The 21920-nt window shown below is 62.7% G+C and carries 23 protein-coding genes; 20 read left to right on the top strand and 3 right to left on the bottom strand.

The genetic code is table 11. The features are described from left to right. Window positions 1-30: 30 nt before the first annotated feature. From KP003_RS21535 to KP003_RS17820, 3 genes are all read right to left on the bottom strand, one after another. Window positions 31-1797 carry a tetratricopeptide repeat protein gene (locus KP003_RS21535; protein ID WP_217300047.1) on the bottom strand — a complete coding sequence of 589 codons (1767 nt, stop codon included), beginning with the start codon at window positions 1795-1797 and terminating at the stop codon, window positions 31-33. Between the two features lie 258 nt (window positions 1798-2055). Next, window positions 2056-2973, bottom strand: coding sequence for a glycosyltransferase family 61 protein (locus KP003_RS17825; RefSeq protein WP_217300046.1), 918 nt, complete (start codon window positions 2971-2973; stop codon window positions 2056-2058). A gap of 70 nt (window positions 2974-3043) precedes the next feature. Then, entirely contained in the window at window positions 3044-3913 is an 870-nt protein-coding gene (locus tag KP003_RS17820; protein ID WP_239027570.1) for an EamA family transporter, read from the bottom strand. Between the two features lie 149 nt (window positions 3914-4062). Here KP003_RS17820 and KP003_RS17815 point away from each other — a divergent pair, with 149 nt between their 5' ends. The 20 genes from KP003_RS17815 (at window position 4063) to dnaG (ending at window position 21877) form a co-directional block, all read left to right on the top strand. Next, window positions 4063-4773, top strand: a complete 711-nt coding sequence (locus tag KP003_RS17815; protein ID WP_216499731.1) for a cytidylate kinase-like family protein — start codon at window positions 4063-4065, stop codon at window positions 4771-4773. A gap of 230 nt (window positions 4774-5003) precedes the next feature. Further along, window positions 5004-5432: a peptide chain release factor family protein gene (locus KP003_RS17810; protein ID WP_216499730.1), complete on the top strand. Its 429-nt coding sequence runs from the start codon at window positions 5004-5006 to the stop codon at window positions 5430-5432. Window positions 5433-5781: 349 nt separating this feature from the next. After that, on the top strand, window positions 5782-7029 hold the full coding sequence (gene rho / locus KP003_RS17805) for a transcription termination factor Rho (RefSeq protein WP_216499729.1): 1248 nt from the start codon (window positions 5782-5784) through the stop codon (window positions 7027-7029). A 99-nt stretch (window positions 7030-7128) separates the two neighbouring features. Then, window positions 7129-7332, top strand: a complete 204-nt coding sequence (gene rpmE, locus KP003_RS17800; RefSeq protein ID WP_216499728.1) for a 50S ribosomal protein L31 — start codon at window positions 7129-7131, stop codon at window positions 7330-7332. Window positions 7333-7441: 109 nt separating this feature from the next. Beyond that, window positions 7442-8131 (top strand): FAD-dependent thymidylate synthase, encoded by a 690-nt coding sequence (gene thyX / locus KP003_RS17795; protein WP_217300045.1) that lies wholly within the window; start codon window positions 7442-7444, stop codon window positions 8129-8131. 93 nt (window positions 8132-8224) lie between these two features. Beyond that, window positions 8225-9130, top strand: coding sequence for a DUF1385 domain-containing protein (locus tag KP003_RS17790; protein WP_216499726.1), 906 nt, complete (start codon window positions 8225-8227; stop codon window positions 9128-9130). Between the two features lie 176 nt (window positions 9131-9306). Continuing rightward, window positions 9307-10380: a peptide chain release factor 1 gene (gene prfA / locus KP003_RS17785; RefSeq protein WP_216499805.1), complete on the top strand. Its 1074-nt coding sequence runs from the start codon at window positions 9307-9309 to the stop codon at window positions 10378-10380. A 63-nt stretch (window positions 10381-10443) separates the two neighbouring features. Then, window positions 10444-11304, top strand: coding sequence for a peptide chain release factor N(5)-glutamine methyltransferase (gene prmC / locus KP003_RS17780; protein ID WP_216789455.1), 861 nt, complete (start codon window positions 10444-10446; stop codon window positions 11302-11304). Window positions 11305-11363: 59 nt separating this feature from the next. Next, window positions 11364-12629: a UDP-N-acetylglucosamine 1-carboxyvinyltransferase gene (murA, locus tag KP003_RS17775; protein ID WP_216499724.1), complete on the top strand. Its 1266-nt coding sequence runs from the start codon at window positions 11364-11366 to the stop codon at window positions 12627-12629. 143 nt (window positions 12630-12772) lie between these two features. After that, entirely contained in the window at window positions 12773-13411 is a 639-nt protein-coding gene (gene hisG, locus KP003_RS17770; RefSeq protein ID WP_183349265.1) for an ATP phosphoribosyltransferase, read from the top strand. A 56-nt stretch (window positions 13412-13467) separates the two neighbouring features. After that, window positions 13468-14757, top strand: coding sequence for a histidinol dehydrogenase (gene hisD, locus KP003_RS17765; RefSeq protein WP_216789454.1), 1290 nt, complete (start codon window positions 13468-13470; stop codon window positions 14755-14757). A 44-nt stretch (window positions 14758-14801) separates the two neighbouring features. Then, complete coding sequence (hisB, locus tag KP003_RS17760; protein ID WP_216499722.1) at window positions 14802-15389, top strand: imidazoleglycerol-phosphate dehydratase HisB; 588 nt, start codon at window positions 14802-14804, stop codon at window positions 15387-15389. Window positions 15390-15670: 281 nt separating this feature from the next. Further along, a complete protein-coding gene (gene hisH, locus KP003_RS17755; RefSeq protein WP_217300044.1) occupies window positions 15671-16294 on the top strand; it encodes an imidazole glycerol phosphate synthase subunit HisH in 624 nt (207 codons plus the stop codon). A 180-nt stretch (window positions 16295-16474) separates the two neighbouring features. Further along, window positions 16475-17206 (top strand): 1-(5-phosphoribosyl)-5-[(5-phosphoribosylamino)methylideneamino]imidazole-4-carboxamide isomerase, encoded by a 732-nt coding sequence (hisA, locus tag KP003_RS17750; RefSeq protein ID WP_217300043.1) that lies wholly within the window; start codon window positions 16475-16477, stop codon window positions 17204-17206. A 103-nt stretch (window positions 17207-17309) separates the two neighbouring features. Then, complete coding sequence (gene hisF, locus KP003_RS17745) at window positions 17310-18068, top strand: imidazole glycerol phosphate synthase subunit HisF (RefSeq protein WP_216499719.1); 759 nt, start codon at window positions 17310-17312, stop codon at window positions 18066-18068. A gap of 242 nt (window positions 18069-18310) precedes the next feature. Further along, window positions 18311-18640 carry a phosphoribosyl-ATP diphosphatase gene (locus KP003_RS17740; RefSeq protein WP_216499718.1) on the top strand — a complete coding sequence of 110 codons (330 nt, stop codon included), beginning with the start codon at window positions 18311-18313 and terminating at the stop codon, window positions 18638-18640. Window positions 18641-18771: 131 nt separating this feature from the next. Next, window positions 18772-18969, top strand: a complete 198-nt coding sequence (gene rpsU, locus KP003_RS17735) for a 30S ribosomal protein S21 (protein ID WP_183349251.1) — start codon at window positions 18772-18774, stop codon at window positions 18967-18969. Window positions 18970-18982: 13 nt separating this feature from the next. Further along, window positions 18983-19426 (top strand): GatB/YqeY domain-containing protein, encoded by a 444-nt coding sequence (locus KP003_RS17730; RefSeq protein WP_216499717.1) that lies wholly within the window; start codon window positions 18983-18985, stop codon window positions 19424-19426. Between the two features lie 114 nt (window positions 19427-19540). Then, window positions 19541-20107 (top strand): CvpA family protein, encoded by a 567-nt coding sequence (locus KP003_RS17725; protein WP_217300042.1) that lies wholly within the window; start codon window positions 19541-19543, stop codon window positions 20105-20107. A gap of 12 nt (window positions 20108-20119) precedes the next feature. Continuing rightward, window positions 20120-21877 carry a DNA primase gene (gene dnaG, locus KP003_RS17720; RefSeq protein WP_216499715.1) on the top strand — a complete coding sequence of 586 codons (1758 nt, stop codon included), beginning with the start codon at window positions 20120-20122 and terminating at the stop codon, window positions 21875-21877. Window positions 21878-21920: the final 43 nt, after the last annotated feature.

Below are 21920 nucleotides of genomic sequence, written 5' to 3'. Positions count from 1 at the left end.
CGTCGTCGGTTCGGGGCTGGCGACCGCAGGTTACGAGTTCGCCGCCTGCTTCAGGGTGTCAAGGCACTCGCGGGCGTCGCGGTTCCAGGGCTCCAGGTGGATCACCTTGCCGTAGAAGGTCTCGGCCTCCTGCGGGCGGTCCAGGATGGTGCAGATCTTGCCGAGGCTCATCAGCGTCTCGATGTTCTTGGGCTCTTTTCTCAGTTGGTCGAGGTAGATGTTGATGGCGCCGTCCACGTCGTAACCTTCCACGAAGTAGAAGTCGGCGAGGTTCTTCTGGAAGGTGCTGTTGCCCGGGGCGAGTTGTGCCGCCTTCTCGTAGTGGGTGCGGGCGGCATCCTTGTCTCCCTTGTCGTAGGCGAGTACCGCCAGGTCGTTATGCGCCGGGGCGAAGTCGGGGTAGAGGGCGAGGATCGCGGAAAGCTCCGCTTCGGCCCCGGCCAGATCCCCCTGCTGCACCAGCTCCTGCGACCTTTGGTAGCGCTCCTCGGCTGTCTGCTCGTCCTCTTCCGCCTCCGCGGGCGTCACCGCGGCGGCAGCGGGTTCCTGGTCCTGCCTCAGTTGCGAGAGCTGCTCGCGCACCGCCTGGTTCCAGGGCTCGATCTCCAAGGCCCTCTGGAAGAAGGTCTCGGCCTCGCCGGGCTGACCCACTCCCTTGCAGATGATGCCGAGGTTCAGCAGGGTCTCCACCTCGCGCGGGTTCTTTTCCAGGAGCTTCAGGTAGATGCCGATGGCCTCGTCCACCTGTCCGAATTCCACGTAGAGGAGGTCGGCCAGGTTCTTGCGGTAGACCTCCTCGTCCGGCTCCAGGCGCACCGCCTCGCGGTATTCCTCGAGGGCGCGGCTGCAGTCGCCCAGCCGGTAGCTGACGGCGGCGAGATCGTTGTGCGCCACGGCGTGCTGCGGGTAGCGCAGCAGGTGCTCCCGCAAGGCTGCCGCCGCTTCTTGCGCGTCGTCGCCGGAGAGTAGGGGGGCAAGCGCCGCGTACGCCTCTTCGGGAGTGGGGAGCGGGGCCGGGGTGGCGACCGGATCCGGTTGTCGTACCGGGACCGCCTCTACTGCGACCGGCTCCTGCGCCGGCGCGGCCTGCTGCGGCTGGGCCTGGGCGGCCTGCGCGGTGGAGTCGATCAGTTTCAGCCCGGTGAATTCCTGGAGGTGCAGGAGGCGGAAACGCTCCGCCGCCCTGAGCAGGAACTCGCGCATCCCGTGGTTCGGGTAACCTTCCGGGAGAAAGCCGATGCTGTCGTGCAGCTCCCTGCGCCAGAGCGGGTGCGGGGCCACCTCGGAGAGCTGGCCGAGTTGCTGGGGCGTATAGTCCGGCCAGATCACCTTGCCGTAGCTGGTGTGGCTGGCGAAGCTTTCGTGGGGGATCGCGGTAAAACAGGTGTCGCCGTAAGCGAGCATCGCCGCCGGGGCCGCTTCCAGGGTCGCCACCAGCTGCTGGTAGGCGTCGCGCCGCATGCGGTCGGTGGCGTCCACGATGGTGAGGTACTTGCCCCCGGCCATCCTGAGGGCCATGTTGACCGCCTTGCCCGCCGCCGCGGCGGGAACGCGCAGCAAAGAGATGTTGCCGTAGCGCCTCTGCAGGTCCGCCGCCACTGCCCATTCGCACTCATCCGAGCCGCGGTCCACCAGGATCACTTCCATCCGGTCGGCGATGGTCTGCTCCATCAGCCCGGTCAGGCACTCCCTGAGGTGGGATTCCCGGTTCCGGGTGACGACGATGGCTGAGACGAGCGGTCCATTGTCCACGACGGCGATCGGGCCGGCGCTGGGGCGGGTAACTATCTGGCTCATTGAATTCTCCATTGTGCGGGTGGTGTGACGGCTTCGGTCGCTCCCGCGACGGTCCGAGGGGGGATCCGAGGCCGATCGGGTTGGAAGAAGCAACTGGCATGCCAGAGGAGTTGTATCCGGTCGCAGCGGCGCCACGGCCTCCCCGAGGAGGCGCCGGCCGCGCCTCTTGCCGGGGATCCGCGCCCGGGAAGGGGAGAGAGGCGGGATGGGCGGTGCGATTCCGTCAAGTTTTTGAAAGGGTGCCGGAGGGCGTAAAGGTCAATTATCCGACAGTTCCCTTTCCAGGGTCATCTCGAGGGTCGGCAGGTGCGGGTCAATGTCGTAGCCGTACGGGTAGCCGTTGTAGTGGCAGGCGCTGGTGAGCGGGAAATACCTGTGACGGAGCTGCCTGCACGGGAGCAGGATGCAGGGGTTTATGTAGGTGGGGGCGAAGAGCTCGACCACCAGGGAGCGCTCGGGCATGAAGGCGCAGTGCATCATCCCGGCGCCGTGCGGCCCGAGCAGGGCGTCCGCGTTGCAGGTGCAGGAGAGCTGCTCGGAAAGGGACAGCTCCTCCAGGCGCAGCATGGTGAAGCCGAAGCGCTGCAAGAGCTCCAGCAGCCGCTCCTCGTCCACCACCTTCCTCATGCTTTCCGGTGATCCGCCGTTGCGGGAGATGTAGAGGCGGCCGCTGCTTTTCCCGGTGGCGAAGAGGGAGCGGAAGGCGGCCCGGATGCGCCCCCTCGCCGGGGTGCCGGCCTCGTCGTGGCCGGTCTGCCGCGGGAAGAGACACAGGCACTGCAGGTGGTAGTCGCACGCCTCCACCCGCCTGATCTGCTCGGGCTTGATCCCCAGCAGCAGCAGGGAGTCGGCGGCGAAGGGAACAGGGGGGACCAGGTAGGTGCCGTTGAAGCCCTGCTCGTGGGCGCTGAGCGCCATGGGGAGCATCTCCATGCACCAATGCCAGAAGTTGTCGCTCCAGTCGCCGAACAGAGGAAGGACCACGCCGTCGAGCGCCACCAGCGGGCGGCTTTCGTGATGCAGCAGCCATATGAGGAGTTGATCGTCGCGGAAGTTCAGGAACCTGTTGATGACCCGGTTTCCCTGGAGCGGGATTCCTTCCTCCCCGAACAGGAACACGTCCTTGAACAGCAGCGGCCCCTGGGGGAAATTGCAGCCGTTGTAGATCTGGTACATGCCGAAAGCCTCCGATGCGTCTTCTGAACCGTTTGCCGGAGCAAGATCCGTTCCCGCAACGGCAGCGGCGTCACCCGCCGGCGACGATCAGGAAGACCCCCGCCAGCATGATCAGCGTGGAGACGATGCCGCCCTTCTCCTTGAACAGGTAGTGGCCGTAGAGCACGCCGAAAAGGAGGCTCAGCCTTTTAACCGCGATCATGTAGGCGACGTTGGTCAAGTTCACCGCGTAGACGTGGGTGAGAGCCTGGAGAGCGTAGCAGACGGCGGGGAGTAACGCGGCCTCAACGGTGCCGTTACGCAGCGCCGGCCCCAACTCGCCGCGGGACTTGTACAGGGCGACCGGGGTCAGGACGAGCACCAGCAGCGGCAGGTAGACCGCGGCGAAGAAGAGGGGGGAGGAGGAGGCGATGGCGCGCTTGCCCAGGGTGGAGGTGACGCTGTAGATGGCGGCGACGCCGAGCATGCACATGGCCCCCTTGTCCCCGGCCAGCGCCCTGAGGGGAGCCAGTATTCCCGTTTCGCCGCGGCCGGTATTGAGCAGGTACCCCCCCAGGGCGATGAGCAGGATCCCCGCGCCCCCCATGGCGGAGATCCTCTCTCCCAAAAGCAGGTACGGCACTACCAGGAGCAGCAGCGGGGTGAGCGAGAGCAGCGGCAAGGTGAGCGACAGGGGCGAGAGCTTCAGGGCCTTGGTGTAGAGGATGATGGCGACCGCCTCCAGCGGCAGCCCGGTGAAAATGCAGAAGTAGAAGTCGTCCCCAAGTTTCGGGACCGGGATGAAGGGGAGCGGGATCAGGAAAAGCGGTAGGGTCGGGACGATGCGGAGCCAAGTGACCAGGTACTCGTTCCTGCCGGTGAGCGCGCGCTTGGTGGTGGCGTCGCTGGTGGCGAGGAAGAAGGCGGAAAGGAGTGTGAGCGGGAACCATAGTGGCATCATGGCGCTAATGATAACCGAAAACCGCCGGTACGCAGTCGCCTGCTTTGCAGAACTAATTTAAAAAATACGTGGTGCTGTTGACTGGACTGGGAAACGGGGGCCTAATTAAAGGAACTGACTTCGGCAGTTAACTTGTTCAGGAGGGCATCATGGCCAAGAACGTTTTGATCCCATCGATTGAACAAAGATTGCGCGGGTTGATTGAGGTTAGCCGGAGAAACCTGCACGAACACGGCTTCTCCGAGGTGGAGCGGGCCAACCCGACGGTGACCCTGACCAGGGAGTTCGGCTGCGAGGGATACCCGGTGGCCGAAAGGCTGCAGGGTATTCTGGAGAAGCGCTGCGGCAAGCCCTGGGTGGTCATGGACCGGGCCCTGCTCGACGCGGTCACCAAGGACAACAACCTCTCCGAAGGGATCCTGCACAACCTCGGCACCAAGAACCGTTTCCTCGACGACATGCTCTCCACCTTTTCGCCGCGCTGGAAAAGCGACAAGGATTACTACCGGCTGCTCTGTCGCCATATCGTGGCGCTGGCAGTCGAGGGGAACGTGATCCTGGTGGGGAGGGGGGCTTCCATCCTGACCCAGGAGACCGGAAACTGCTACCACTTCAGGATCATCGCGCCGATGAGTTTCAAGGTGAAGTCGGTCGCCGCCCGCTGCGGGCTCTCAGCCGACCAGGCGCAGGACATGGTGATGCAGAAGCAGCACCAGCGTGACGCCTTCCTGAAGGATTTCCTGGGGCGCGAAATCGCCGATCCGACCTTGTATCACCTCGTCTTCAACAACGCCCGCCTCTCGGCGGGGCGGATCGCGGAGATCATGGCGGACGTGGTCATGCCGCCGCAGGGGCGCTAGGGCCTGCAGTGTCCCCCCCCCTCTTGCGATCTCCCTCTCCCGCTGGGAGAGGGGTGGGGTGAGGGCGCTGCAATATCGAGGGTCCGGCCCTGTGGCTCTCCCTCCCCCGGCCTCCAGAGGGAAAGGTGCGGTGACATTAATGCCATGTTCAGTCGCTCCCGCCGGGCCGCCATCTTTGACTTCCTCGTTCCCCGAGGCTATCATGTCGCTCTGCACTGAAAGGGGGGGCGATGGCTGATTTCGCGGTGAGCGAGGAGAAGAACCGCTGGCTGAAGGCGAAGATGGAACAGCTCGGGGTCGCGGAGAAGGACCTGGAGGAGCGTTTCGTGCATTCATCCGGGCGAGGCGGGCAGCACGTCAACAAGAGTTCCTCCTGCGTCTACCTGAAACACCTCCCAAGCGGTCTCGAGGTCAAATGCATGGAATCCCGCAGCCAGTCGCTGAACCGGTTCCTGGCGCGCCGCCTGCTGCTGGAGAAGATCGAGGGTGCCGGCGGAGGCCTGACCAGGAAGGAATTGGCGGCGGAAAAGCTGAAAAGGCAGAAGTCGCGCAGAAAACGGCGCAGCGGGGCCAAATATGGCACCGATGCTGCAAAGGATGCAGGGCAGGAACCGGAAACGGGGTCTGAAGCGTCAACTGTCCGGAATGAGAGCCAATAATTTGACCGTTCTCCGCTGTGGAACCCCCCGAGGCTCCTGAGCCCGGGCACCGTCCGCCCCATAAAGGGTGGAAAAAATAAAGTTGACAAGGTAACGAGGGGAAGGGTATAAATTCTCATTATCCTCAATAAGACCTTTTGCAGACACCTTTAAATACCCCGAATTTTTTCTCATACCGAACCGGTCCTCAAGAATAAACTCAAGGTTACTTACTCACAGATCCTTTACACGATAGCGCTCGTCAGGCACGCCTCGCATGTTACCCATGCCGCCTCGGTGAAAACATTCCCGCATTCCCAGTCAGGCAATTTGCCGCTAGATCTATATTTGCGCCATATCAGGAGAACAGATGAACCTACAGGAACTTAAAGAAAAGAAAATCAACGATCTCACGGCCATTGCCAAGGCGTTGAACATCGAGGGGGCGTCCAGTCTCAGGAAGCAGGACCTGATCTTCGCCATCCTCAACGCCCAGACCGAGAAGAACGGCATGATCTTCGGCGAGGGGGTTCTCGAGACCCTGCCTGACGGGTTCGGCTTCCTGAGGGCACCGGATTACAACTACCTGCCGGGTCCCGACGACATCTACGTGTCGCCTTCCCAGATCCGCCGCTTCAACCTGCACACCGGCGACACCGTTGCCGGCCAGATCAGGCCGCCCAAGGAAGGCGAGCGCTACTTCGCCCTCCTGAAGGTCGAGACCGTCAACCACGAGTCTCCCGAGGTCGCCCGCGACAAGATCCTCTTCGACAACCTGACCCCGCTCTACCCCGAAGAGAAGCTCATCCTCGAAACCACCCCGGACAACATGTCGAGCCGCGTCATGGAACTTGTTGCGCCGATCGGCAAGGGGCAGAGGGGCCTGATCGTCGCGCCGCCGCGTACCGGCAAGACCATGCTGATCCAGAACATCGCGAACTCCATCGCGCTGAACCACCCCGAGGTGTTCCTGATCGTCCTTCTCATCGACGAGCGCCCGGAAGAGGTCACCGACATGCAGCGCTCGGTGAAGGGCGAGGTCATCTCCTCCACCTTCGACGAGCCGGCCTCGCGCCACATCCAGGTGGCCGAGATGGTCATCGAGAAGGCCAAGCGCCTGGTCGAGCACAAGCGCGACGTCGTCATCCTGCTCGACTCCATCACCCGCCTGGCCCGCGCCTACAACACCGTGATCCCGCCTTCCGGCAAGATCCTCTCCGGTGGTGTCGACTCCAACGCCCTGCACAAGCCCAAGCGCTTCTTCGGCGCCGCCCGTAACATCGAGGAAGGGGGCTCGCTCACCATCATCGCCACCGCCCTGGTCGATACCGGCTCCAAGATGGACGAGGTCATCTTCGAGGAGTTCAAGGGCACCGGCAACATGGAGCTCCACCTGGACAGGAAGCTGGTCGAGAAGAGGACCTTCCCCGCCATCGACATCAACAAGTCGGGCACCAGGAAGGAAGAGCTCCTCATCCCGCAGGCCTCTTTGAACCGCATCTGGATCCTCAGAAAGGTGCTGCACCCGATGAACGTGGTGGATTCCATGGAGTTCCTGATCTCCAAGCTGCAGGGGACCAAGTGCAACCAGGCCTTCCTCGATTCCATGAGCAAGTAAAAAAGTGTTGAAATCTTGCAGTGAAGGTGCTATTTATGACTACTTTCCGGCAAGAACATCAAAGTTAGATAACGGGGTGCGCCCCGCCAGGAGGAAGATATGAAAGAAGGGATCCACCCCAAGTACGAAGAAATTACCGTAAAGTGCCTGTGCGGTAACCAGTTCCAGACCCGTTCCACCAAAGCGGAGATCTCCACCGAGATCTGCTCGCAGTGCCACCCGTTCTACACCGGCAAGCAGAAGCTGATCGACACCGCAGGCCGCGTCGAGCGCTTCCGCAGGAGATACAACCTGGAGAAGTAGGCTTTCGCGCTTGCGAATCCGTTCGGAGGGGATTTTGTCTATGGCGAAATCCCCTTGTTTCGTTTTCTATGGCCCGATTGCAAAACAACGCAGCATATGAAGGATCTTCATGAAGGTTGCCCTTCTGCAGCACACCCCCGAGCCCGAGTTGACCATCGCCCTCGCCGCCCGGCTCTGCTATTCGTCGGCCGACATCGAGGCGCTCAAGGATAAGCTCTCCGGCGCTGACGTCAAAAAATTCCTGGACAAGATCATGTCGCTTGGGCACCAGTCGGTGCTGGAGCACGCTTCGTTCACCTTCGGCGTGGACGGGATCTCGCGCGTCACCAGCCACCAGCTGGTACGGCACCGGGTCGCCTCCTTTTCCCAGCAGTCCCAGCGCTACGTCTCCCACAAGGAACGCTTCGCGGTCGTGACGCCGCAGTCGATCGCGGACAACCCCGAGCACCTGGCACTTTTCGAGGCCCAGGTGGCGGCCGTGCACGCGGCCTACGCCGACCTGGTCGAGGCGGGTGTCCCGGCTGAGGACGCGCGCTACCTGCTCCCCAACGCCACCGAGACCAAGATCATCATCACCATGAACGCGCGGGAGCTTCTGCACTTTTTCGGCGTCCGCTGCTGCGAGCGGGCCCAGTGGGAGATCCGCGCCATGGCCATCGAGATGCTCCGTCTGGTGAAGCCGGTGGCGCCGACCGTTTTCGACAAGGCCGGCCCCGGCTGCCTTGCCGGTCCCTGCCCCGAGGGTGCCATGTGCTGCGGCAAGATGGCGCAGGTTCGCGAGTATTTCCGGGAGATGTAACCATCCCCCTCCCTGTCCCTCCCTCTCCGGGGCTCGGCCCGCAGGCGGGGGCGGGGACGAAAAGCTTTCAGCCTTCAACACACGAGGTAACAAGTGTCAAAGATAAACATAGGCGGACAGGCGGTTCTGGAAGGCGTCATGATGCGGGCCCCGCGCTCGATGGCCATCGCGGTGAGAAGGCCCGACGGCGACATCTCGGTCAAGAGCGAGACGGTGATCCCGCTTTCCGAGCGTTTCCCCATCACCAAGCTCCCGATCGTCCGGGGGGCGGTGGCGCTCTTCTCGTCGCTCATCATCGGCATCAAGGCGCTCAACTTCTCCGCCAACGAGGCGCTCGCCGAGGACGAGGAGAAGGAAGAGGTCAACAGCTGGGCCATCGCCGGGACCATGGCCGTGGCCTTTGGCTTTGGCATCCTGCTCTTCTTCATCCTGCCGCTCTACCTGACCAAGCTGCTGATCCCGATCATCGGCGACTCCAACATCGTCTTCAACCTGGTTGACGGCGTGATCCGCGTCGCGGTGTTCCTGATCTACATCATCGGCATCTCGCGGATGAAGGACATCCAGCGGGTGTTCCAGTATCACGGCGCCGAGCACAAGTCGATCTTCACCTTCGAGGCGGGCGAGGAGCTCACCGTCGACAACGTCAGGAAGTACAGCTGCCTGCATCCGCGCTGCGGCACCAGCTTCCTGCTCATCGTCATGCTGGTGAGCATCGTGGTGTTCTCGCTGATCCCGAAGCTGTGGCCCTTCTACTTCAAGGCGGGCTCCAGGGTGATCCTCTTGCCGATGATCGCCGGGCTTTCCTACGAGGTCCTCAAGTGGACCGCGAAGCACGACAACCACGCGCTGGTGAAAATGGTGATCGCCCCGGGGCTCGCGCTGCAGCGGCTCACCACCCGCGAGCCGGACGATTCCCAGATCGAGGTGGCCATCAAGTCCATGCAGGTGGCCCTCGAACTGAACGACGGCTTCAAGGATGACCGGCTGGTGGTTTAGCCGGGACGCAGGGTAGGAACGCCCTCACCCCAGCCCTCTCCCGGAGGGAGAGGGAGAGGGGGCACACGCGGTTCCCGCACCTGTAGGGGCGAATAATCATTCGCCCGCCTTGCGGTGGAGCCAAATCTTTTCGATTGAATCAGGCCCTCGGGCCTTCTGAGGTGTTTTGCATGTCCATGTTCGATAAAATCGCTGATCTTGAAGTACGTTTCGGGGAGCTGGAATCGCTCCTTTCCGATCCGGAGGTGCTGGCCAACCAGGTCGAGTTCAGGAAGCTCTCCAAGGAGCACTCGGGTCTGTCCGAGCTGATCGCGGCCTACCGCGAGTACAAGAAGGTGCTCTCCGACATCGAGGGGAACCAGGAACTTCTGAAGGAGCCGGACCAGGAGATGCGCGAGATGGCCCAGGCCGAGCTCGAATCCCTTGAGGAGCGCCGCGAGCAGTTGGAGGCCGAGATCAAGGTGCTGCTGCTGCCCAAGGACCCCAACGACGACAAGAGCGTCGTCCTCGAGATCCGCGCCGGTACCGGCGGCGACGAGTCCGCCCTCTTCGCTGGCGACCTGTTCCGCATGTACAGCCGCTTCGCAGAAACCAACCGCTGGAAGGTCGAGGTGATCTCCGCCTCCGAATCCGAGCGCGGGGGCTTCAAGGAGGTCATCGCGCTGGTCGAGGGCGACGGCGTCTTCGCGAAATTGAAGTACGAGTCCGGCACCCACCGGGTGCAGCGCGTCCCCGAGACCGAGGCGCAGGGGCGCATCCACACCTCCGCCTGCACCGTGGCCGTCATGCCCGAGGCGGAGGACGTCGACATCGACATCAACCCGGCCGACCTGAAGATCGACGTGTACCGCTCTTCCGGCGCGGGGGGGCAGCACGTCAACACCACCGACTCCGCGGTCAGGATTACCCACCTCCCCACGGGGACCGTGGTCGCCTGCCAGGAAGAGCGCAGCCAGATCAAGAACCGCGCGAAGGCCATGAAGGTCCTGAAGTCCAGGATCCTGGACAACATCGTGATGGAGCAGAACGCGAAGATGGCCGCCGACAGGAAGAGCCAGGTGGGGAGCGGCGATCGCAGCGAGCGCATCAGGACCTACAACTTCCCGCAGGGGCGCATGACCGATCACCGGATCGGGCTCACCCTGTACCGTCTCGATTCCATCATGGCCGGCGACATCACCGAGATCGCGGATTCCCTGCGTGCCCACTACCAGATGGAAGCCCTGCAGGCCCAAAGCGAAGGGATGTAATCCCGCGGCCCGTCCGCCGTGGGGACCACGGCCCTCGGGTCCACAGCGTCCAGGTATTTTGACATGACCACCACCCCCGAAAAATGGGACGTCCTCAAGGTCCTCAATTGGACCAAAGGCTACCTTGCCGAGAAAGGCGTGGAAAACCCGCGCCTGGAGGCGGAGTGGATGCTGTGCGAGGCGCTCTCCCTGGACCGGGTCGGCCTCTACCTCAACTTCGACAAACCCCTTTCCGACGCCGAGTTGGCCGCCTACCGCACCATGGTGGCGCGGCGCGGCAAACGCGAGCCGCTGCAGTACATCCTGGGGACCCAGGAATTCATGGGGCTCGAGTTTCACGTCACCCCGGCGGTCCTGATCCCGCGCCACGATACCGAGGTGCTGGTGACCGAGGCGGCCAAGCGCGGAGCCGCCGCGAAGAGCATCCTCGACATCGGCACCGGCAGCGGCTGCGTGGCCATCTCCCTTGCCAAGGAACTGCCGCAGGCCGAGGTCTGCAGCGTGGACATCTCCGGCGATGCGCTCGAGGTGGCCCGTGGCAACGCCGAGCGCAACGGGGCCACCGTGCATTTTTTCCAGGGCTCCCTGTTCGAACCGTTTGCCGGACGGCACTTCGACATGGTAGTATCCAACCCGCCTTACATCCCCAATTCCGAACTGGCGACATTGCAGGCCGAAGTGCGCGGTTTCGAACCGATGGGCGCGCTCGATGGCGGGGCCGACGGCCTCGACTTCTACCGGCGCATCGTGGGCGACGCGCCTGGCTATTTGAACCCCGGCGGCTGGCTGATCTTCGAGGTCGGCGCCGGACAGGCGCCCCAGGTGCTGCGTCTTTTGAAGGGCGGCGGTTTCGTCGAGGAAACCTTCACCCAGACCGATCCGGCAGGCATCGAGCGCGTGGTCGGCGGCAGGCTGGCAGCCTGAACCATTTCCATCCGCCATCGAGGCGGTGAAAAACAAAAGAAAAGAACACAGAGGTAACAGTGGAAAAACTGGTAATAAAAGGTGGCAACAAGCTCTCCGGAGAAGTGACCGTTAGCGGGTCGAAGAACGCTGCCCTCCCCATATTCATCTCGACCATCCTGGCACCCGGGTGCCACACCATCAGCAACGTCCCCTTCCTGAGGGACATCAACACCACCATCAAGGTGCTCGAGAAACTGGGCGCCAGGGTCGACGGCCGCGGCAACGTGGTCAAGATCGACACCACCGACCTGAACAGCTGGGAAGCCACCTACGACCTGGTGCGCACCATGCGCGCCTCCGTGCTGGTGCTCGGCCCGCTTTTGGCCCGGTTTGGCCAGGCCCGCGTGTCACTCCCCGGCGGCTGCGCCATCGGCGCACGTCCCATCAACCTGCACCTGAAGGGGCTTGCCGCGCTGGGCGCCGAGATCACCCTGGAGCACGGCTACGTCGAGGCAAAGGCGAAGAAGCTCAAGGGCGCGCGCATCAACTTTGACATCTCCACAGTCGGCGGCACCGAGCAGCTCCTCATGGCGGCGGCGACCGCGCAGGGTGAGACCATCCTGGAGAACGCCGCGCGCGAGCCGGAGATCGTGGACTTGGCCGACATCCTGACCAAGATGGGCGCCAACATCGAGGGCGCCGGTACCGACACCATCAGGATCAAGGGCGTCGAGCAGTTGACGGCCGCCGAGCACGCCGTCATGCCGGACCGCATCGAGGCAGGCACCTTCATGATCGCCTCGGCCATCACCGGCGGCGACGTGAAGATCAAGAACATGCGCCTGGAGCACCTGGACGCACTGACCTTCAAGCTGCAGGACGCCGGCGTGGAGATCATCAACAAGGACAACGTGGTCCGCGTCAAGGGCCCCAAGAAGATCCGCAACGTCAACATCAAGACCCGTCCGTACCCGGGCTTCCCGACCGACATGCAGGCGCAGTTCATGGCCCTCATGTGCATCGCCGAAGGCGCCAGCGTGATCTCCGAAAACATCTTCGAGAACCGCTTCATGCACGTCTCCGAGCTGCTGCGTTTCGGCGCGGACATCATCTGCGAAGGGAACAGCGCCACCGTGAAAGGGGTCAAGAAGCTCTCCGGCGCGCCGGTCATGGCCACCGACCTCAGGGCCTCCGCCTCGCTGATCCTCGCCGCCCTCGCCGCCGACAACACCAGCGAGATCTCCAGGATCTACCACCTCGACCGCGGCTACGAGAACATCGAGAAGAAGCTCGCCGGTCTCGGCGCCGACATCGTCCGCGTCCCGGACGTTGATGCGCCGTAGGTTCATCGGGGCAACCGAACCTGGAAAGGCACCCGCTGAGGCGGGGTAAGCTCCCTCACCCGCCCTTCGGGTCCCCTCTCCCGGGGGAGAGGGGACCAGGGGATTACAAATAAGAAACGCCATACTCCCACGGAGTTTTTAAAATGACCGACTACGTCACCATCGCCATCCCCAAAGGCCGCATCCTGCAGGACTCCGTTGCCCTGTTCAAGAAGATCGGCATCGACTGTGAAGAGCTCCTCTCCGACACCCGCAAGCTGGTCTTCGAGAACCATGAGCAAAAGATGCGCTACATGATCGTGCGCGCCACCGACGTCCCGACCTACGTGGAGTACGGCTGCGCCGACCTCGGCATCGTCGGGAAGGACACCCTGATGGAGGCGGAGAAGGATCTCTACGAGCCGCTCGACCTGAAGTTCGGCTACTGCCGCCTGATGGTCGCCGAACCTGTGGAGCTTTCCAGCAAGGACGACCCCGCCGCCTGGAACAACATCCGCATCGCCACCAAGTACCCCAACGTCACCGAGAAGTATTTCGCGGCGAAGGGCGTGCAGGTTGAGTTGATCAAGCTCTACGGCTCCATCGAGCTCGCCCCGCTGGTCGGCCTCTCCGAGCGCATCGTCGACCTGGTTTCCACCGGCGAGACGCTGAAGCAAAACGGCCTGGTCGAGGTCGAGACGATCGCCGAGATCACCTGCCGCCTGATCGTCAACCGGGCGAGCCTGAAGACCAAGCACGAGCGCATCTCCAAGATCATCGAAGGGCTGGAGCAGCATATCTAACCGGTCCCGCGACCAGTCACCTTCCGTTTCAATGTTATGAATAGCGAGGTTTAAAGATGCAGTTCCTCGACATCAGGGAAGCAGATTTTCAGGCGAAGTTCGATGCCATCGTTGAACGCGGCGAGGAGTCCGGTCGCGAGGTCGAAGAGGTGGTGCTCGGCATCATCTCCGACGTGCGCAGGCGCGGCGACGAGGCGCTTTTGGAATACACCCGCCGTTTCGACAGGGTGGAGTGCGACGCGGCCGGCCTGGAGATAACGGAGGCTGAGTTCGCCAAGGCCTTCGCGCAAGTGGACGAGAAGGACCTCGCGGCACTGAAGCTCGCCGTCGAGCGTGTCGCCCGCTATCACGAGAAGCAGAAGCAGCAGACCTGGCTTTCCACCGAGGAAGCCGACATCATGCTGGGGCAGAAGGTGACCCCGCTCGCCAAGGTCGGCATCTACGTTCCCGGCGGCAAGGCCTGCTATCCCTCCAGCGTCATCATGAACGCCGTTCCGGCCAAGGTTGCCGGCGTCGGCGAGATCGTCATGGTGGTCCCGACCCCGGGCGGCGAGACCAACGCCCACGTGCTGGTGGCCGCCAAGCTTTCCGGCGTGGACCGCGTCTTCAGGATCGGCGGCGCGCAGGCCGTCGCGGCACTCGCCTACGGCACCGCCACCGTCCCCAAGGTCGACAAGATCACCGGTCCGGGCAACATCTACGTCGCCACCGCCAAGAAGCTCGTCTTCGGGCAGGTCGGCATCGACATGATCGCGGGACCCAGCGAGATCCTGGTCATCAACGACGGCAGCGGCAACCCCAAACACATCGCCGCCGATCTCCTCTCCCAGGCCGAGCACGACGAGCTCGCCTCCTCGGTGCTGATCACCACCGATCGCAGCTTCGGTGAAAAGGTGGCAGCCGAGGTTGAGCGCCAGTTGAAGGAACTCTCCCGTGAGGCGATCGCCCGCAAGTCCTGGGAGTCCTTCGGCGTAATCATCGTTGCCGGCAACCTGGAGGAGGCGATCGCCTTCTCCAACCGCATCGCTCCGGAGCACCTGGAGCTCGCCGTGGAGAATCCCTTCGAGATCATGCCGCTCATCACCAATGCCGGCGCGATCTTCATGGGGCACTACACCCCGGAGGCCTCCGGCGACTACCTGGCCGGCCCCAACCACACGCTCCCGACCGGCGGCACGGCGCGCTTTTTCTCGCCGCTGTCGGTGGACGACTTCGTCAAGAAAAGCTCCCTCATCTACTTCACCAAGGGCGGCCTGCAGCGGGTCGGTGCGGACATCGTCCGGATCGCGACGCTGGAAGGGCTGGAGGCGCACGGCAAGTCGGTCAGCTTCAGGCTGGACAGCTAGTTTGGAATTCATTGCGGCTTGATCATCTAATTCAAGGAGGCGGCATGGCCCGGTCGGCAAACATCGAACGCATTACCAAGGAGACGCAGATCAAGCTCTCCCTCGAAATCGACGGTAAAGGCGAGGCGCAGATCTGCACCTCCGTTCCTTTCCTGGACCACATGCTGGACCTTTTCGCCAGGCACGGCCTCTTCAACCTCAAGGTCGAGGCGCACGGCGACATCGACATCGACTTCCACCACACCGTCGAGGACATCGGCATCGTCCTGGGCACCGCGTTCAAAGAGGCGCTGGGCGACAAGTGCGGCATCCGCCGCTACGGCCAGGCCACCGTGCCGATGGACGAGACTCTTGCCAGCGTCGCCACCGACCTCTCCGGTCGTCCCTACCTGGTCTACAACGTCCAACTCCCCAAGGTGAAGATCGGCGACTTCGACGTCGAGCTGGTGCGCGAGTTCTTCCAGGGCTTCGTCAACCACTGCGGCGCGAACCTCCACCTGAACGTGATGTATGGCGACAACGTGCACCATATCGTGGAAGCCTGCTTCAAGGCCGCTGCCCGCGCGCTGGATATGGCCACCCAAATGGACTCCCGCATCGAAGGGGTCATGTCCACCAAGGGGAAGTTGTAAGGCCTGCCCTCACCCCGACCCTCTCCCGGAGGGCGAGGGGGCAAGGTACCGCCCTCACCCCGGCCCTCTCCCGGAGGGCGAGGGGGAGTCGGACCACTACCTTGTAAATGGTCCACCCTATGGCCTTACCCACGAGCGAGGCGCTTCCATCCCTTCCCCCGCCGGGGGAAGGTGCCCCGAAGGGGCGGATGAGGGCGGTGGCATCGCTCTGAACCTTGCCACTTCCGGAAGAATTGCAATGAAGTCACAGGCACCGCACAGTGTGCCGGAAGGATAAAGAGATGATCGCGATAATTGATTACGGCATGGGGAACCTCCGCTCCGTGCAGAAAGGGTTCGAGAAGGTCGGCTGCGAGGCGGTCGTCACGAGCGATCCCAAGGTGCTGCTGGACGCCGAGCGCGTCGTGCTCCCGGGCGTCGGGGCCTTCCGCGACTGCATCAGGAACCTCGAGGAGGGGGGCTTCGTCGAGCCGATCCTCAAGGTGATCAAGGAAGGGAAGCCGTTTCTCGGCATCTGCCTCGGTCTGCAGCTCCTCTTCACCGAGAGTGAAGAGTTCGGTCTCCACAAGGGACTCGACGTCATCCCCGGCAAGGTGCTCCGCTTCCCCGAAGGGATGCAGGACGCGGGCGAGGAACTGAAGGTGCCGCACATGGGCTGGAACCAGCTAGACATCAAGCGCCCCTCCCCGCTGTTCCAGGGCGTGGAGCAGGGCTCCAACGTCTACTTCGTGCACTCCTACTACGTGAAGCCTGATGACGAGAGCGTGGTGGCGGCGACCACCAACTACGGCATCGACTTCTGCGCCGCCATCTGGCGCGACAACGTAGTGGCGGCCCAGTTCCACCCGGAGAAGTCCCAGGACAAGGGGCTTGCCATGCTGAAGAACTTCGCGCAGATGAAGTAGTTTCGTGTTCCGCCGAAGGGCTTGCCTCCCCTCGCCCTCCGGGAGAGGGGCGGGGGTGAGGGCGCGGGAAGCTGCAACAGTTTCGCTCCGTGGCAACGCCCTCACCCGGCCTTCATCCACCCTCGCGGGGGGAGAGGGGTGCACAAGGGGCGAACTTTTAATTTGTAATGAGGGATTGAAATGATCATTATTCCGGCAATAGATCTGAAGAACGGCTGCTGCGTCAGGCTGGAGCAGGGGCTCATGGAGAAGGACACGGTTTTCAACGACGACCCGGGTGCGCAGGCGGCCGAGTGGCAGCGCCAGGGGGGCGAGATCCTGCATATCGTCGACCTGGACGGCGCCTTCGCAGGCGAGCCTAAGAACCGCTCGGCCATCGAGTCCATCGTCAAATCCGTCACCATCCCGACCCAGTTGGGGGGCGGCATCCGCGACATCGCCACCATCGAGGCCTACCTGTCCCTGGGCATCGGCCGCGTCATCATCGGCACCGCCGCGCAAAGAAACCCCGCCTTCGTCAAGGAAGCCTGCGCCAAGTTCCCCGGCAAGATCGTGGTCGGCATCGATGCCAAGAACGGCATGGTCGCGGTCCAGGGGTGGGCCGAGGTGACCGGCATCACAGCCACCGAGCTCGCCAGGCAGTTCGAGGGTGACGGCGTATCCGCCATCATCTACACCGACATCAGCCGTGACGGCATGATGCAGGGACCGAACATCGAGGCGACCAAGGCGCTGGCCGAAGCCATCAACATCCCGGTGATCGCCTCCGGCGGCCTCTCCTCCTTGAAGGACATCGAGAACCTGATGGCGATCGAGTCCTCCGGCGTCACCGGCGTCATCACCGGCAAGGCGATCTATTCCGGCGCCCTCAACCTCGCCGAAGCCATCGCACTGACTAAAAAGCGAGATTAAGACAAAGATTAAGACTAAGAAGAGCGAGGTCAGTGTCTAGTCCAATCCTCGTGAGCCAAAGTCTTTATCTCAATCTTAATCTCCGTCTTAATCTGGAGTTCCGATGCTTACTAAAAGAATCATCCCCTGTCTGGACGTGAAGGGGGGGCGGGTAGTGAAAGGGGTTCAGTTCCTGGGGTTGCGCGACGCGGGCGACCCGGTCGAGATCGCCGAACTGTACGACCAGCAGGGCGCTGACGAGTTGACTTTCCTCGATATCACCGCCTCCTCCGATGAGCGCGACATCATCATCGACGTGGTGCGCCGTACCGCCGAGCGCGTCTTCATGCCGCTCACCGTCGGCGGCGGGGTCCGCACGGTCGACGACATCAGGCGGCTTCTGAACGCCGGCGCCGACAAGGTCTCCATCAACACCGCGGCGGTGCACCGCCCCGAGTTCGTGAACGAGGCAGCCGAGAGGTTCGGCTCGCAGTGCACGGTGGTCGCCATCGACGCCCGTGCCCGCGCCAACGGCGGCTGGGAAGTCTACACCCACGGCGGCCGCAACCCGACGGGGATCGACGCGGTGGAGTGGGCACAACGCATGGAAGAACTGGGCGCCGGGGAGATCCTTTTGACCAGCATGGACCGCGACGGCACCAAGGACGGCTACGACCTGCCGCTGACCCGTGCGGTGGTCGACGCGGTCAGCATCCCGGTCATCGCCTCGGGGGGCGTCGGCGGGCTTTCGCACCTCTACGACGGCTTCACCCAGGCCGGCGCCAGCGCCTGCCTCGCCGCCTCCATCTTCCACTACCGCGAATACACCATCGAGGAAGCCAAGACCTATCTCCGCGAGCGTGGCGTGCCGGTCAGGCTGTAGCCACGCCCTGTCGCCGTACCTGTAGGGGCGAATAATCATTCGCCCCCCCCTTTGCCGCCTCACCGTTTCAGTTGGCGGGGGCTGTGGCCGGGGCCGCTGCGGCTGGGCAAATAATTATTTGCCCCTACAACGAATGCACGAACGTTCCTCCCCCCTGCGCTCGACGAATCTGTCGGTGCGAATAGCCATTCGCCCTCGCACTCGCGCAAGGAGAGAGGATCATTCTTCCAGAGGAGCTCACGATGGAAAACACCAAAGACGACATCATCGCCGCGGTCTACCGCGTCATCCAGGAACGCAAGGCCAACCCGAGCGAGAACTCCTACACCGCGAGCCTCATGGCCAAGGGGATCGACAAGATCCTGAAGAAACTGGGCGAGGAGGCGACCGAGGTGGTCATCGCCGGCAAGGGGGGCAAGCGCGACGAGATCGTCTATGAAACCGCCGACCTCTTCTTCCACAGCCTGGTCCTGCTCGGCTACTACGACATCGACCCGGAGGAGGTCTACGCGGAGCTCAGGCGCCGCTTCGGGATGTCCGGCATCGAGGAGAAGAATTCCCGCGTCGGGTAGCCGTTACGAAATGGCACAAATGCCTTGACAAATAAGACCGCGATGATATATTGCTGGTTCCTTGAATAATGTCTGCCGGCCCGTACCCACACAAGTTTGTAAATCTAGCTAGAGAAGGGGGGGGAATATGAATGCCGGGAGTAAAGGTAAAAGAAACTGAACCGTTTGAGCTTGCGCTCAAGAAGTTCAAGAAGCAGTGCGAAAAAGCGGGGATCCTTTCGGAGGTCCGCAAAAGAGAGCACTACGAGAAGCCGAGCATCAAGAAGAAGAAGAAGGCCATTGCCGCTCGCAAGCGCGCTCTGAAAAAACAGCGCAAGATGGTCGACTAAGAAAGAGGGTTTCATGCAACTGAGGGAGAGGCTTAACGCGGAACTGAAGGAGGCGATGAGAAGTCGTGATACCTTGCGTTTATCTACCATCCGCATGGTACTCTCCTCGGTGAAAAACCGCGATATCGAGCTCAGGCGTGAACTGAACGATAGCGAGATCACCGAAACCATCGTTACCCTCTGCAAGCAGCGCAGGGAATCCATCCGACTCTTTAAGGAAGCAGGCAGGCAGGAGTTGGTGGATAAAGAGGAAGCGGAGCTCGCGCTCCTCATGGGCTACCTCCCCCAGCAGCTGACACGGGAAGAGCTGGCCGACCTGGTGGCGAAAGTCATCGCGGAAGTCGGCGCTACCGGAGGCAAGGATATGGGCAAGGTCATGAAGGCCATCCAGCCCCAAGTCGCCGGCCGTGCAGAAGGTAAACTGGTGAGCGAAGTTGTGAAGGAAAAACTCGCATGATCAGAGCCCCCGGGACCAGTCCCGGGGGTGCTTGCGGGTTTTGGGTGTCATGAGTAGGGGCGAATCGGACGATTCCCCCTTCTTTTGCTTTGTGGCTAATGACCAGGTGTTTGCATGATCCTTCTCGACATCCTTATCTGGGTCGTATTGCTCTTCTTTGTGGCGAAGGGGTTCTCGAAGGGGTTGGTGCGGGAGGCTTGCTCCCTGCTCGGCCTCGTCACGGGCGGCTGGGCCGCTTTCCGATACTATTCCTCTCTAAGTCTGGGGATCAGGCACTTCATCAACCTCCCCCCGCAGGTGGCGCAGCCGCTGGCGTTCCTCCTCATCTTCATGCTGCTCGGCATGCTGTTCTACCTCCTCGGTCATCTGCTCACCGTCGTCCTGAAAGTCATGCTCCTGGGCGGGATCAACCGGGCCGGCGGGATCGTTTTCGGTTTCCTCCAGGGGGGCTTCATCCTCTGCGTGCTCCTCTACCTGGCCACCACCAAGCCGATGCCGGAGAAGGTGAAGGTCTGGATCCACGGCTCCAAGACCGCGGCCGCGTTCGCCTCGACGGGAGGGGATATAGCGGCCGGCTGGGAAGGCGCCATAGCCCAGCACAGGGAAACCAGTGACGCCGCGGAACCCGGGGAAAAAAAAGAAGTAAAGGCGCCGACTCCACACGGAGCGCATAAGAAATAAGGATCAACCGCAGTGTCGACGATACCGGACGAGAAGATCAGGGAAGTACGCGAGAGGGCCCCGATCCTCCAGGTTGTCTCCGACTACATGAGCCTCAAGAAGTCCGGGGCCAACTACCAGGGGGTCTGCCCCTTCCACGGCGAGAAGACGGCGTCGTTCAACGTGAACCCGGCGCGTGGCATCTTCCATTGCTTTGGTTGCGGCGTGGGAGGGAACTCCATCGATTTCGTCATGCGCATGGAAGGGCTTGCCTTCCCGCAGGCGGTCAAGTTCCTGGCCAAGAAGGTGGGGGTGGAAATCCCCGAGCGGGAACTGACCCGCGAAGAGAAGCGCAAGGTGGACGAGCAGGAGCAGGCCTACCAGATCAACGAGCTGGCCTGCGAGTTTTACCGCCGGGTGCTGGAATCGGACGAGGCGGGTGCCGCCGGAAGGGCCTACCTCGAGAAACGCGGGGTTGATCGCGACACCGCCGCCACCTACCGCATGGGCTTCGCGCCGGCGGGATGGGACAACCTGACCGGCTTTCTGCGGCGCAAGGGCGTCCCGCTCGACGCGGCGGAGAAGCTTGGCCTTTTGAGAAAACGCGAGGGGAAGGACGGCTACTACGACACCTTCAGAAACCGTCTTCTCTTCACCATCGCGGACCTGCACGGCCGCGCCATAGGTTTCGGCGGGCGGGTCATGGACGACTCGCTCCCCAAGTACATAAACTCCCCGGAGTCCATCGTGTACCGCAAGAGCGAGGTCCTGTTCGGCATCGACCTGGCCAAGAAGGGGATGCGGGAGAAGGGGAGCGCCATCGTGGTCGAGGGGTACTTCGATCACCTGGCACTGTACCGGGCCGGTTTCACCAACGTGGTGGCGACCTGCGGCACGGCGTTGACCCAGCCGCACGTGAAGCTGCTGCGCCGCTACGCCGACCGGGCTTTCATGCTCTTTGACGGCGACGAGGCCGGCCGCAAGGCGACGGTCCGCTCCATGGAACTGTTCCTCGAAGAGGGGTTCCCGGCGCGGGTGGTCGAAGTCCCGGCGGAGGACGACCCCGACACCTTCATCAACCGGGAAGGGGGCGCGGCCTTTCAGCCGCTTCTGGACAAGGCGCTCCCGATCTTCGAGTCGTTCTACAAGGGACTGCTCAAACGCATGGACGTGAGGGGCGTGGAAGGGAAGGTCGCCTTCGTGAACGAGGTGTCGCCGCGGCTATTGAAGATCGCCGACCCGGTGGAGCGCGGGCTTTACGAGAAGGAGATCTGCCGGGCGCTCGGCATCGACCGCGCCATGCTGCTGCAGAAGGTCGGTATCCCTGTCCGCCCCCAGGCGCCGCGCCCGCAGCCGAAAGGCGCGCCGAAGCCGACCGGTACGGAAGAGGTGCTGCTGACCCTGATGGTGAAGTACCCGGACGTGGTGTTAAGGGTTCGCGACCACGGTGCCGATAAGCTTTTCAGCGCCAGCCACCTGAAGCTGGCACAAGCCATAGTGGCCAATTCGGAAACGGGGGATCTCGACCTCCCCCTGGTGTTGGAACAGGTCGAGTCGCACGAGGAAAGAAGCCGTCTCTATTCGCTGTTCGTGGAGGACGCGCACCTTGAGGATCTTGACCCCGTCAAGGCCTTCGAGCAGTGCTGCCAAGCCCTGGAACGGCGAGCGCTCAAGGGGGACGGCAAGGCCCTGGCGAGGGAATTGGCCACGGTCGACCCGGATTCTCCGAGGTACCTGGAGATACTGTCTGAACTTGAGCGGTTGCGTAATAAAAAATCGAAATTACTATAGTAGGATTCAAGCGGTAGCTGTGCTGGATTCAAGCTGTAGCGGA

Origin of the sequence: Geomonas diazotrophica (assembly GCF_019063885.1) — a bacterium.
Lineage (GTDB): Bacteria > Desulfobacterota > Desulfuromonadia > Geobacterales > Geobacteraceae > Geomonas > Geomonas diazotrophica.
Note: the sequence above shows the minus strand (reverse complement) of the source record. Positions and strands in the feature narration are given on the sequence as shown.